Origin of the sequence: Burkholderia sp. Tr-862, assembly GCF_011753085.1 — a bacterium.
GTDB lineage: Bacteria > Pseudomonadota > Gammaproteobacteria > Burkholderiales > Burkholderiaceae > Burkholderia > Burkholderia ambifaria.
In genome coordinates this window covers 1-12891 of the sequence record NZ_VWWG01000177.1, presented here as the reverse complement: position 1 = coordinate 12891, position 12891 = coordinate 1, and the positions used below count along the sequence as shown (strand labels likewise).

Here is a 12891-nt window from a genome sequence, read left to right as displayed (position 1 = left end):
CGTGCACGGGTTCGGCTGGGTGATGGTGTATGGCGCGGCCGGCGTGGCCGTGCTCGCGACCGCGAGCGCGGTGGCGTTCGCGCCGGCGCGGCGCAGGGCGGCGGTGTGTGAATGACGCCGTGCGGTGCGCGGCGCGATGCGCCGCTACCGCTGCGCGGCGACGATCGCCATCATCGGCCGGTCGCGTTCCTCGTCGAGCGCGGGCATCGCATCGACCTGTTCCGGCGTCGGCCCCCATTCGTCCAGGTGCGTGAGCGTGAAGCCGCTGCCGATCAGCAGGTTCACGAGCGTGCCGAGCGTGCGATGCTGCTTGACGACGCCCGGCGCGAGCCACTCGGTCACGCGTTCGCCTTCGCGCTGATAATCGTCGAGCGGCCACGAGCGGTTGCCGTGCGCATCGACGACGAAGCCTGGCCGGCGCGGCGCCGTGTAGATCGGATGCTCGATCGAGAATACGAGCCGCCCGCCTGGCACGAGCGTGCGGTGGATCGTGCGCAGCAGCGTGTCGAGATGCGCGACGTAGTGGAACGCGAGCGAGCTGTACGCGAGATCGAACGCGGTATCGGGCAGCGCGAGCGTTTCGAGGTCGGCGCGGCGGTACGTGATCGCCGGGTGCGCGGCCGTCGACGCCGCACGTTCGAGCATGCGTTCGGACACGTCGATACCCAGCACGCTCGCCGCGCCCTGTTCGGCCGCCCAGCGGCTGAACCAGCCATAGCCGCAGCCGAGGTCGAGCACGTTGGCGCCGCGCAGCGACGGTAGCAGCGCGCGTAGCGCGGGCCATTCGGGCGCACCGGCGAGCCCATGCACCGAGCGGTTCAGGCGGCTGTAGCCTTCGAAGAAGGCGGGATCGTCATAGATGTTCTGCGTCATGCGGCGAGCCTCGCGCAAATGCGGCGCGCGGTGCCGCGCAGCCGCCGGTTCCGCGAGCTTACGCGCCGTCGCCGCGTGCGTCGATCCTGCGTTGCGTGTCCGCGTCGAGGATCGCGCGGATCGCGCCGAACAGCGGCGCCGCATCGGTGTAGCGCCGGCCGTAGCCGAGATTGAACGCGTAGTCGAAGTCGGGCGGATTGCTGCCCTGGTTGTGCTGCAGGATCGTCTCCAGCTTGTCGAGCGCCTTCGCGGCGCGCGCTTCCGGTGATTCGGCCGCCTCGTATTCATCCCACAGCGCGACGATCTCGTCGCGCAGCGCGTGATCGAGCCCGGCCGTCAGCGTCAGCAGGTCGTCGCGTTCGTGCGTGCTTTTGTCCGGATGCGCGGCCTGCTCGATCGCGGGGATGTCGCCGTGCAGCGCTTCGCCGAGATCGTGGACGACGCACAGTTTCAGCAGTTTCGTCGTGTCGACGTTGGGCAGCGCATCGGCGAACACGAGCGCCATCAGGCAGAGACGCCAGCTGTGCTCCGCCGTGCTTTCGGGACGGCCCGTCGACGTGTGGCCGCTGCGCAGCACGTCTTTCAGGCGTTCGGCTTCGCGCAGGAAATCGAGCCGCGCGTGGATCGTGTCGAGGTTCATCGTCAGCGCAATGCGTGAATGGAGCCGTCAAGCGTACGCCGCACGGACGCGCTGCGTCCACGCATGAAATATGCGTGGCGCACCCGGCCCGGCAACTTGCACACGTGCTACAGCGTCTCGACGAGCCGCGCGGCGGAGCCGTCCGACAGCGTCATGCGCGTCCACCGGCAGGTGCTGCCGCGGATCGGCACGACGCGCGACGCATTGGTGCCGGTCGCGAATTCGACGCTCGGCGGTCCCGCGCGATCGTGCCAGCCGAGCGGGTCGAGCGCGGCTTCCATGCGGACGATTTCCGGCGACGCATAGCGCCACAGCGAGGTACCGAGCAACGTCGGCAGCGGCCGCGAGAACTCGGCCGCGCGCGACGGCGAGCAGGCGAGCAGACGGTGCGTGAGGTCGCACACGAGATGCATGCGGGCCGTGCTGCTCGCGATCAGCCGCGCGAGCGCGTGGTCGCCGGCCGAGTCGAGACGCGCGGCAAGCAGCCGCTCGGCCGTCGCGCGCTCGTCGGGCGACATCTGCTGGATGCCGGCTTCCCAGCGCGAGATCGTCGATTGCGCGACGCCGAACAGCTCGGCCGCGTGGCTCTGCTTCACGCGGCGCAGCGTGCGCCAGCGCTTGAGTTGCGGGCCGAGCGGCGGTGTGTGAAGCGGCGAGGTCGTCATGTCGATGCTCCGGTTTGCGTTCGTGGTGCGAGCGCGTGCATGGCCGGCGAGCGTCGCAGTCGGCCGCGGCCGTTACATGATCCGCAGGCCGCCGTTCGCCTCGATCGCGATGACCGCGATCGGCAAGAGTACGATGCCGCCCAGCACGAGCACGCCGTCGGCGGCGACCGTGACCGGCGTCGCGAGGATCCGCAAGCCCATGCCGACCACGGACGGCGATTCCCTGACATACACGTTGTACGGCTGGTTGAAGGCTTGTGCCGCGTTGTCCTTGTCCTTGGCCTTGTCGGCGAAACCGTCGGTCGAGTAGCGCTTGCCGCCGATGTCGCCTTCGAGCACGAGCCCGGCCCGCGCGGCGGTGAAGCCGTCGGCGGTCGCGGCCTGTTGATCGTCCGCCGATGCGTCCTTCGGCAACACGATCCGGTAGTGGCCGGTCACGCCGCTGCCGTTCCCATGAAAGTCGGTGAACGCGGTGTGCAGCGACTTCCGGTAGCCGGACTGCAGCACGGGCCGCAGCGAGGCTGGCAGATCGAAGATGTAATGGTAATCCCGGCCGAGGACGACGAGTTTCTTGCCGTCTTCGGTAATCATGAACGCGGACACCCGTTCGTAGTACCAGCTGTCCTTGTACAGCTTCGGCGTGAAGCAGCCGGACAGCGGGAGGCTGGCCGCAGCCATGCCGGCGGCCAGCAGGCGCCGGCGCGTGATCGAAATGCGCATTTCTTGTTGTTCCGTCTTTGCGGTTTAAGGTGGCTTTCGCCCTCGGAGCGGCGATTCTCGCGTATCCGGCGCGCGTTGTCGAACGGGAAATCCGCCGCGGCAACGCTGCCGATCGTGCCGTCTCCCTCGCCATGCCGTGGCGTCCGACGCAGCCGGAAAAGGTTTCGACAGGCTTTCAACCAGCTCTGCCATATCTTATTATTCGGCCAGAGCGGCGCGCGCCGGCCGCCATCGGTCATGTCGACGCATGACGCGCCGGCCAGCATGCCCCGCCTCCCGGCTTGCGCATCGCACGACGCGCGGTCGGCACGACAGGAGACGCGTCGCCATCGCGTATCCCGAAAAAAATGATACGAGGGCGCAATGGTACGACTGGTCTTGCTGCTGCTGGGCATCGAATATCTGCGAACGCGTTGGCGCGGGCTGACCGTGCTGGGCTGGCTGTGGGTCGTCGCGGGCGTCGGCATCTTCATCGACGCGCTCGACGGCGCGCTGCATTTTCCGATCGAACTGTTCGCGTGGCTGTTCATGATCGAGGGGCTCGCGACGCTCGCGGTGGCCGGCAGCGGTGTCGGCGGGCAGCGCATCCTGCGCTACGTGAAGGGCATCGCGGTCGTGGTGGCCGCCGGGCTCGTGTTCGCGGGCCATCATCACGGCCACTTCCTGCTGTCGATGATCTTCGGCACGCTGTTCCTCGTCGACGGGCTGCTGCAGTGCACGTCCGCATGGATGGTCCGTTACCGGCGCTGGAACGTCGCATTCGCATGGGGCGTCGTCGAGATCCTGCTCGCGATCTTCTTCTACCAGCCGTACCCGACCCACTATGCGGGCACCGTGCCGTACTGCCTCGGCCTGCTGCTGATGTTCGGCGGGATGCACATGCTGAGCCTCGCCGCACGCGTGCGGCGGCTCACGCGCAACCCCGCGTTCGTGACGTCGCCGGCGCCAGCAATCGTGCCCGACATCGACGCGGCGCCCGACGTCCCGCGCTTTACGCAATCCGAATGGGACGGCCCGCCGGCCGATCACGAGCGCGCGCTCACCGTGCACGTGTGGACGCCGACCGGCACGTCGAAGGCCGAAGCGCAGCGCTACCCGGTGATCGACCGCTACATCGCGGCGGTGGACGTCAACGGCGTGATCTCGACCGGCCATGCGGCGCTGGAGTCGCCCGAGGGCATCTACATCAGCCTGTATCCGGCCGTCGAAATCGATCGTTCTCCGGACGAATTCACGCGGCTCCTGCGCGCGACGCGCGAGAACGACGTGCCCGGGTTGTTCCAGCCCGACTATGCGACGGAATCGAAGGCGTGGTGTCCGTCGACCGTGCGCGTACGGATCCGCAACTACGATCCGGTGAAGCTGGACGCCTTCTGGGCGTCGTACCGGCAGACCGTGACGTACAACCTCACGCACCGCAACTGCTCGAGCACCGTGTCGAACGCGCTCGAAGCGGCACTCGACGGCGCGGTGTGGCGGCTCAAGGGAGAGCGGGCAGGGTGGGGCGCGTTCGTCCGGCTGCTGCTCACGCCCGAGCTGTGGGTCGCCGCGCAAATCCGCAAGCGCGCGGTGACGATGGCCTGGACGCCCGGGCTCACGCTCGACTATGCGCGGGCGCTCAGCATGCTCGCCGATCCGCGGCCGTTCGCGTGGTGGAAGGTCGCGCGCTCGGCCGTAAGGGCGATCATCGCGTCGCGCCGGGCGTGGCGTGAGCAGGACAGCGCGGCGCTGTCGACGGGTGGATCGGAAGCCGCGTCGGCGAAATAATCGCGTGGCGCCGCGCTGACGCTTCGATCAGCGAATCGGCACACATCGGCGCTGCGCCACGTCACGAATTCCTTGGTCCACCTTCATATTGATGCCATGTTGCGTCGGCAACAATCGCGGGCAGACATTCGACAATCTTGCGGCGCATCCCGCGACCGCAAGCCTTTTCCGAGGAAACGCCATGCTCAAGACGCTCGCCCGCGCCGCGGCCGCACTCGCCGTCGCATCCGCCTCGCTGCACGCCACCGCGCAGACCAGCTACGACTACCTGTTGCTCGCGGCTTCGTGGGAGCCCGGCTTTTGCGCGTCGCACGATACGCCGGAATGTACGAACCTCGCCGGCACGTATGCGGCGACGAGCCTGTCGCTGCATGGCCTGTGGCCGAACCGGTATGACGGCAACCAGCCGTTCTACTGCGGCGTGCCGCAGAGCGACATCGATCTCGACAACGCGCACCAGTGGTGCAGCATGGATGCGTATCCGGTGAGCACCGCGACCCGCAACACGCTGTCGACCTACATGCCGGGCGTGGCGTCGTGCCTCGACAAGCACGAATGGTTCAAGCACGGCACCTGCTCGAATTCGGCCACGCCGGACGCCTACTGGAACCAGGCGGCCGGCATGATCAGCCGGCTCGGCAACACGTCGTTCAACGCGTTCCTGCAGGCGAACGCGGGCAAGACGGTGACGCGCAACCAGTTGCTGTCCGCGTTCGAGGGCGCATTCGGCAGCAACACGCGCAGCGCGGTGTCGCTGAAGTGCACGAAGACCAACGGCGTCAGCTATTTCACGGAAGCGTGGATCGCGGTGAAGACGACCGCGACTTCGCAGTTTCCGAGCGCGGCGTCGCTCGTGACGGACGGCAATACGCAGGGCACGTGTCCGACCTCGGGCGTGTATATCGCGAAGTAACGCACGAAGTCACGCAGGATGCGCCGGCCGGGAGCGTTCCGGCCGGCGCGGCTTGGGCATTGCGCGTCTACGCGAGCAAGTGCAACGCATCGTCGAGCGACAGCACCGTGGTGCGCGTCTCGAACGCCGTTGCAAACAGATGCTCGTGCACGACCTGATCCGGGTCGTAGCAGCAGTCCTTCACCGTATACAGCCGGAAATCCGCATCGCTTGCGTGCGCAACCGACGACAGCACGACGCCGGTCGACGCAATCCCGACCAGGATCAGCGTATCGATACCCTGCGCGACGAGCCGCGCCTGCAGGTCGGTGCCGAAGAACACGCTTGCGCGATGCGCGGCGATCAGCGGCTCGCTGTCCAGCCGGCCAAGCTCCGGGCACGGGCCGTCGTCGACGAACAGGCCGAGCTGCTTGATCCCCTGGCCGTTCTTGTTGCGCGGACTGACTTCCGGATAGCCGGGGCTGAAGCGGAGATTGGCGAAACAGACGTGGACGCCGCCGGCCCGCGCCGCATCGCACAGCTTGCGCGTGTTGGCGAGCAGGGTAGGCGCGACCGACGGAAAGAGCCCGAGGATGTCGGTCTGATAGTGCATGACGACCAGCGCGGTTTGCGCGGGCACGATCGGCGGAATCGGCGCCTGTGTGCGGGTGTCCGTGCCTGCGTGGTGAGTGGCTGCGCGATCTGAAGCGTGTTCCGGTTGCATGACTGATGCTCTCCCAAAAGTCACTTCGGTGGGTTCGGAAAATCGACCGCTGCGTGGATGTCGTCGACCATTCTAGTGCCAGCGTGCTGGAAAACGGGCCGGCAAGAAACGGGTTCGTCGCCGGGCGTCCCGGTACGGACATTTGCGTCAGGTCGCGATGCCGCGCGTGCTGAACAGCGTGGAGATCAGATCGATCTGATCCAGTCGGTTAATCCACCATTTCAATGCGCGTCCTGTCTTGTCCTCACGCCAGCCGAGGTAGCAGGTTGTATGGTCCCGCACGCCGGTTACGCGCCGCTCGACAAGCTTTCCCTGACGGATCGGCTCCTCGACGACGGGCGCGGGCAGCATGCCGACGGCCATGCCTTCGCAAAGGAGGTCAAGTTTGGCGGCCAGGGTCGGCACGACGATGACCGGTTGTCCGTCATGAATCGCCACCGATCTCGGTTCGAGGGCGCGCGACGTGTCGCTGATGACGACGCCGCGATGACTGGAAATCGTGCCGCTGTCGAGCGGTTGTTCGACGGCGGCGAGCGGGTGATGCGGCGCCACGACGAAAACATGGCGCAACAGGCCGATCGGCTTTGCCGCGACGTTCGGCGCGTGTGGCGGCTCCCCCGCGGCACCGATCGCGATATCCGCCCGCCCCGTCACGAGCGCGTCCCATACGCCGCCGAGCACTTCGGTCGATAGACGCAGCCGTGTGGTCATTTCCATGTCATAGAAGGCACGCACGTGCGGCCACAACGACGGGAGCGGAAGAATCTCGTCGAGGCACAGTCTGAGCTCGACCTCCCAACCCGCATGGACACCCCGAACTTTGCTTTCCAGCTCCCGCCCCGTCTGGAGCAGACGACGACCCTCCTCTACGAGCAGTCGTCCCGCCTCGGTCAGCTGCGCACGTCGCCCACTGCGATCGAACAGGGTGACGCCGAGATCGCTCTCTGCCTTTTGCATCAGATAGGTCAATGCAGACGGTACGCGATGAATCAGCACGGCTGCTTCCGCGAACGTGCCCGCGCGATCGATGGCATCGAGCGCCTCCAGAACTTCAAACGACAACTTCAAAACGATTACCTTTTAGATGGGCCGCTGATCGTCGGCGCAGGAGGCGGGGCGCCAATGGGAGCGGTCAGGCTCGCGGCCGCTTGGCACGGCCGGCAGCTTGGGTCAGTGGTCTGCGGGGGGCGCCACTTTGGCAGCCGCGACGACGCTTTTCTGAATTGCGCCTAACTTCGCCTCTTCAAAAAATCGACCGCCCCGTATACGTCGTCAACCACTCCAGCGCCAACGTCCCCGCCAGCGAGTTTCCGTTCGCGTCGAGCCCCGGCGCCCACACGCACACGGCCATTTCGCCCGGCAGCACCGCGACGATCCCGCCGCCGACGCCGCTTTTCGCGGGCAGGCCGACGCGATAGACGAAGTCGCCCGCCGCATCGTAGGTGCCGCAGGTCAGCATCAGCGCCGACAGCCGCTTCGCCGAACTCGCATCGACGATCCGCTCGCCGGTGACGGGCGCGACGCCGCCGTTCGCGAGAAACAGCGCAGCTTGTGCGAGCTCGACGCAGTTCATCGTGATCGCGCACTGGCGGCAGTACGCGTCGACCACCGTGTCGGGCGGCATCTGCATGTTGCCGAAGCTCGCCATGAAATGCGCCATCGCGCGGTTGCGTTCCGCGTGCTGGAACTCCGACAGCGCGACGCGCGAATCGTAGTCGAGATCGGTCGGGCCGATCAGCCGCCGCACGAATTCGACGAGCGCGGTCTCGGCCTTGACGAAGCGGCGGCACAGCACGTCGGTGACGACCAGCGCGCCGGCGTTGATGAACGGGTTGCGCGGCTTGCCGCGCTCGCTTTCGAGCTGAACCAGCGAGTTGAACGCGGTGCCGGACGGCTCGCGGCCGACCCGTTCCCACAGCGCGTCGCCCAGCAATTGGAACGCGAGCGTGCACGCGAACAGCTTCGAGATGCTCTGGATCGAGAAGCGCTCGTGCGCGTCGCCGATCGTGTAAACGTTTCCGTCGAGCGTCACGACGGCCATCCCGAACTTGTCGGCCGGCACCTTCGCGAGCTCGGGAATGTAGTCGGCGACGCGCCCTTGCCCGATCCAGGGGGCGAGTTCGGTATGGATGCGTTGGAGGATCGGCTGGTAGTTCATCACGTGAGGCAGGGCGGGCGCGGGGCCCGGTTTCCAGGGAGCCCGTATGGAACCGTTTCGGCGCCGGTTCGTCAAGCGCGGCAGCCATCGCACCCTTATTTTTCAGATCTCCAAACGGGCAATCGGCGGGCGCAGTATCATGCGGTACGTTTCGGCCGCTGGCCGGCAGCGGGCGCAAGCCTGTCGCCGCGGCGGTCCCCCCGTATGATCCGACCGTTGCCCATGTCTTTTCGCATCCTGCTCGTCGAAGACGACACCCGCCTGTCCACGCTGATCGCCGGCTACCTGCGCAAGAACGACTACGAAGTCGACACTGTGCTGCATGGTGACGCCGCGGTGCCGGCGATCCTGTCCATGCGCCCGGATCTCGTCATTCTCGACGTGAACCTGCCGGGCAAGGACGGCTTCGAGATCTGCCGCGAAGCGCGCAAGCAGTACGACGGCGTGATCATCATGGTGACGGCGCGCGACGAGCCGTTCGACGAACTGCTCGGCCTCGAATTCGGCGCCGACGACTACGTGCACAAGCCGGTCGAGCCGCGCATCCTGCTCGCGCGGATCAAGGCGCAGCTGCGCCGCGTCCCGGCGCGCGCGGCCGAAGGCCCCGCGGCGCAGCCGGAGCGCTATACGTTCGGCCAGTTCTCGATCGACCGCACCGACCGCTCGGTCGTGCTGCCCGGCGGCGGCTCGCCCGACCTCACGTCGGCCGAGTTCGACCTGCTGTGGGTGCTGGTGTGCCATGCGGGAGAGGTCGTCAGCCGCGACGACCTGATGCTGCAATTGCGCGGCGTCGAGTTCGACGGCCTCGACCGCACGATCGACGGGCGCATCTCGAAGCTGCGCCGCAAGCTGCACGACGATGCGGGCAACCCGCAGCGGATCAAGACGATCCGCAGCAAGGGTTACCAGTTCAGTAAGCATGCGTGGGAATGACGCCGCCCCGGCGCGACGCCGCCGGCCGCCGCATCCCCGCCTCGCACGATAGCCGGAAGCCGCGATGATCCGACGCACGCCTTCGCACCCCGATGCACCGCCGCTCTCGACGCTGCGCTATGTCAAATGGCGCTGGCTGCATTTCCGCCGCGCATGGACCGACACGCGCGCCGACCGCATTCCGAGCTGGTCGCGCCTGTACGTGCGCACCTACCTGCATCTGCTCGGCCTCGTGCTGCTGACCGCGCTCGTGCCGGCGCTCGCGCTGTGCGTCGTGTTGTCGCCGGAAGTCGTGTGGCACGCGTTCGACGCGCTGCCCGGCGACATCTGGATCGTGCTCGCGTTCATATTCGCCGCGCCCGCGCTCGCCGCGTATCGGTGGATGCGGCCGGTCTGGTCGGATCTGGTGATGGTGCGCGAGCGCGCGATCGACTTCACCGGCGGGCGCTTCAACACGCGCGCGCGGGAATCGCACAGCGTGATCATCGGCCCGCTCGCGCGCACGCTGAATGCGCTCGCGATGCGCATGGAACGGCTGATCGCCGCGCAGCGCGACCTGACGAACGGCATCTCGCACGAGCTGCGCACGCCGCTCGCGCGCGTGCGCTTCGCGCTCGAGATGCTGCGCGAACCGGGCTCCGCCGCCGAATATCACGGGGCGCTGGAGAGCATCGCGCAGGACGTGACCGAGCTCGAGGAGCTGATCGACATGAGCCTCACGTATGCGCGGCTCGAATACAGCTCGCTGCAGTCGAACCTCGAACTGACCGCGCCGGTCGCGTGGTTCGAGCACCAGGTCAGCGATGCGCAGCTGCTGTATCCGGAGCGCGCGATCGAGTCGCGCATCGCGATCGCGTCGGACCTGCGCGTGAAAATGGACCGGCGGCTGATGTCGTATGCGATGCGCAACCTGCTGCGCAATGCGAGCAAGTATGCGAAAGCGCAGATCGTGGTCGGCATCTCGATCGAGCACGGCAACATCGCGATCTTCGTCGAGGACGACGGCCCGGGCGTGCCGGAAGACGAACGCGAGCGGATCTTCGACGCGTTCGTGCGCCTCGACCGCCGCACCGGCGGCTACGGGCTCGGCCTCGCGATCACGCGGCAGGTGCTCCATGCGCACAACGGCCGGATCGCGGTCGTCGACCCGGTCGAACTCGGCGGCGCGCGCTTCGAGATCAGCTGGCCGATCTGACCGCCCGGCCGGCGCGGCCGGCCAACGGGGTCGCCACGCCGCAGGACCTCCGCGGAGGCCGCCGCACGTGACGGTCAATACGTGCGGCCGAGCTGCAGGTAGATGTTGCGCCGCCCGCCCGGCGCGAGCGCGACGCCCATGTACAGCGGACCGAACGCGGTCGACAGGCTCGTGAAGAACGTATAGCTCTGCTTGAGCGCGCCACCGCCCACCTGCACGCCGCTCGACCACACGTTGCCGACTTCCGCGCTGGCGCCCACCGACAGCGCCTTGATCGGCGACGCGTTGAACGTCGCCAGCTGGTTCATGTAAGTCACGTTCCCGTAAGCGAGTTCGTTGCCGGTCAACTGGTCGGCCGCATACGCGGCCAGATGCTGGAAGCCGCCGAGCGTGAAGTTGAACGCGTTGATCAGGTTGGTGCCGCCGATGCTCTTGCCGCCCTCGACCGTGGCGCTGACACTGTGCCGGCCGAACTGCTGCGCGATCATCGCCTTGCCGTAGAGCTCGGTGTAAGGCGTGTTCGACGTATCGGCGAGGTTCGCCGCGGACTGGCTGTTGTGCGACCACAGCGAGCGTTCGACACGGAATTCGCCGTAGTAGCCCTTGCGCGGGAACATCGGATCGTCGAGCTGATCGATGACGAGCCGCGCGCGCGCGGTCAGCGCCTGCGACGTGAAGCTCGGCCAGATCAGCGTCGAGCTGCCGTCATCGGTCGGGAACGGCAGGTTGTAGTTCGGTGAGCCGTGCCCGGTCGCGTAGCCGATGCCCATCCGGAAATCGCCGAGCCGGCCGATCGGCAACCCGAAGTCGATCCCGGTGCGTGCCGTCTGCATCAAATACTGGTTCAGTTTCACCTCGCCGCTGTCGTCGTACAGGTTCACGTAGCGACGCTGATATTCCGCATAGGGCGAAATGTAGAGGCCGTACGCGGCCGGCAACGGCTGGCGCAATTCGACGCGCGCCGACAGCAGGTCGCTGCCGATCGTCGTATCCGCGCGGAACTCGAGCCCCGATTCGGTGAGCCACGGCCGCCGGTAGCCGACGTGCAGGCGGAAGCCGCCTTCGTCGGTCGAACTGCTCGACATCCCGACGCCGAACAGCAGGAAATTCGGCCCCCAGTATTTCTCGCGCGCATCGATCACGAGCACGTTCTCGTCGCCGTGGCTCACGATCTGCTGCGTCACGCTCTCGAAATTGCCGCCGGTCGTCAGCCCGAGCAGGTCCTGGCTGACGGTCGCCGGATCGTAGGTGTCGCCCGGTTTCACGTGCAGCGCGTCGCTGACGACCCGCTTGGGGATGCCGCCGGTCGTCTTGATCTCGATGCGCGTGATGCGGATCGGCGGCGGCAGCGGCTGCGCATGCGCGGCCCGGTAGGCCGCGTACTGTTCCGGCGTGAGCGCGAAGCGCTTGAGCCGTGGCAGCGCCGCGGTCGCGGCGGCCGCGCCGGCGGCGATCGCCTGCTTCGCGTTCTGGAAATCGGTGAACGCGAGCGCGCCGAGGTCTGGCGTGAGCAGCACGTCCTGCGCGGCGAGCTGCTGGCGCTGCGACGTCACGTTCTGGCGGATCAGGATGCCGACCATCTGCTGCATCACGTCGGCCGGCGACGCGAGCGCGTCGAGCGGACGCAGCGGCGAGCCGATGTCGACGGCGATCACGACCTTCGCACCCATGCGCCGCGCGGTGTCGACCGGCAGGTTGCTGACGAGCCCGCCGTCGACGAGCGCGCGGCCGTTGATCTCGGCCGGCGCGAACAGGCCGGGCATCGCCATGCTCGCGCGGATCGCGAGCGGCAGCGAGCCGTGGTCCAGCACCACCATCTGGCCCGTCTGCAGGTCGGTCGCGACCGCGCGATACGGGATCGGCAACTGGTCGAACGGCTGGTTGGTCGGCACGGCGGCCGTCCAGTTCGCGAGCAGCGCCTGCAGCCGGTTGCCCTGTACGAGGCCGACCGGCGCCTTCACGCCTTTCTTGCCGAAGCCGAGCGTCAGGCTGTTGATGTACAGGCGCTCGTCCTCGCGGCTGCTTTGCGGCAGGTCCGCGCGGTCGGTCACGTCGAATGCGATGTCGGCCAGGTTCACCTCGGACAGCCGCTTTTGCATCTCGTCGGCGGCCATGCCGCTCGCATACAGGCCGCCGACCACGGCGCCCATGCTGGTGCCGGCGATGCAGTCGATCGGGATGCGGTTCTCCTCGAGCATGCACGTGAGCGGCCGCGATCGCGCGCTGCTCGACGCAACGCTCGCGCAGGTGGCGGCCCAGGCCGGCGCGCGCACGGACGGTCGCGCAGCGCTGCAGATCGCGCCGATCGACACCGGGCTCGAAGA

At 67.5% G+C, this 12891-nt stretch carries 12 protein-coding genes; 4 read left to right on the top strand and 8 right to left on the bottom strand.

Translation table 11 applies throughout. The features are described from left to right. Window positions 1–144: 144 nt before the first annotated feature. The 4 genes from F3J14_RS29520 to F3J14_RS29505 all read right to left on the bottom strand — a co-directional run bounded on the left by F3J14_RS29520 (window position 145) and on the right by F3J14_RS29505 (window position 2898). A complete protein-coding gene (locus tag F3J14_RS29520) occupies window positions 145–873 on the bottom strand; it encodes a class I SAM-dependent methyltransferase (protein ID WP_166725948.1) in 729 nt (242 codons plus the stop codon). Between the two features lie 58 nt (window positions 874–931). After that, window positions 932–1513, bottom strand: coding sequence for an HD domain-containing protein (locus F3J14_RS29515; RefSeq protein ID WP_166725947.1), 582 nt, complete (start codon window positions 1511–1513; stop codon window positions 932–934). Window positions 1514–1620: 107 nt separating this feature from the next. Continuing rightward, window positions 1621–2178 carry a helix-turn-helix transcriptional regulator gene (locus F3J14_RS29510; protein WP_166725946.1) on the bottom strand — a complete coding sequence of 186 codons (558 nt, stop codon included), beginning with the start codon at window positions 2176–2178 and terminating at the stop codon, window positions 1621–1623. Window positions 2179–2250: 72 nt separating this feature from the next. Beyond that, window positions 2251–2898 (bottom strand): hypothetical protein, encoded by a 648-nt coding sequence (locus F3J14_RS29505; RefSeq protein WP_166725945.1) that lies wholly within the window; start codon window positions 2896–2898, stop codon window positions 2251–2253. A gap of 363 nt (window positions 2899–3261) precedes the next feature. On the opposite strand from F3J14_RS29505, the gene F3J14_RS29500 reads away from it, so the two are divergent. Both F3J14_RS29500 and F3J14_RS29495 read left to right on the top strand, forming a co-directional pair. Continuing rightward, the gene (locus F3J14_RS29500; RefSeq protein WP_166725944.1) at window positions 3262–4665 is read left to right on the top strand and encodes a DUF308 domain-containing protein; all 1404 of its coding nucleotides are present in this window, start codon (window positions 3262–3264) and stop codon (window positions 4663–4665) included. Between the two features lie 181 nt (window positions 4666–4846). Beyond that, window positions 4847–5578, top strand: a complete 732-nt coding sequence (locus F3J14_RS29495) for a ribonuclease T2 (RefSeq protein WP_166725943.1) — start codon at window positions 4847–4849, stop codon at window positions 5576–5578. A gap of 67 nt (window positions 5579–5645) precedes the next feature. Here F3J14_RS29495 and F3J14_RS29490 read toward each other — a convergent pair whose 3' ends face one another. The 3 genes from F3J14_RS29490 to F3J14_RS29480 form a co-directional block, all read right to left on the bottom strand. Further along, window positions 5646–6281 (bottom strand): isochorismatase family cysteine hydrolase, encoded by a 636-nt coding sequence (locus F3J14_RS29490; protein WP_166725942.1) that lies wholly within the window; start codon window positions 6279–6281, stop codon window positions 5646–5648. 147 nt (window positions 6282–6428) lie between these two features. Further along, window positions 6429–7349, bottom strand: a complete 921-nt coding sequence (locus F3J14_RS29485; RefSeq protein WP_166725941.1) for a LysR family transcriptional regulator — start codon at window positions 7347–7349, stop codon at window positions 6429–6431. Between the two features lie 175 nt (window positions 7350–7524). Then, complete coding sequence (locus F3J14_RS29480; protein ID WP_166725940.1) at window positions 7525–8439, bottom strand: glutaminase; 915 nt, start codon at window positions 8437–8439, stop codon at window positions 7525–7527. 222 nt (window positions 8440–8661) lie between these two features. On the opposite strand from F3J14_RS29480, the gene F3J14_RS29475 reads away from it, so the two are divergent. After that, window positions 8662–9372 (top strand): response regulator, encoded by a 711-nt coding sequence (locus tag F3J14_RS29475; protein ID WP_166725939.1) that lies wholly within the window; start codon window positions 8662–8664, stop codon window positions 9370–9372. A 64-nt stretch (window positions 9373–9436) separates the two neighbouring features. Next, window positions 9437–10567 carry an ATP-binding protein gene (locus F3J14_RS29470; protein WP_166725938.1) on the top strand — a complete coding sequence of 377 codons (1131 nt, stop codon included), beginning with the start codon at window positions 9437–9439 and terminating at the stop codon, window positions 10565–10567. 74 nt (window positions 10568–10641) lie between these two features. On the opposite strand, the gene F3J14_RS29465 is transcribed toward F3J14_RS29470, so the two are convergent. After that, window positions 10642–12765 carry a patatin-like phospholipase family protein gene (locus F3J14_RS29465; protein WP_166725937.1) on the bottom strand — a complete coding sequence of 708 codons (2124 nt, stop codon included), beginning with the start codon at window positions 12763–12765 and terminating at the stop codon, window positions 10642–10644. Window positions 12766–12891: the final 126 nt, after the last annotated feature.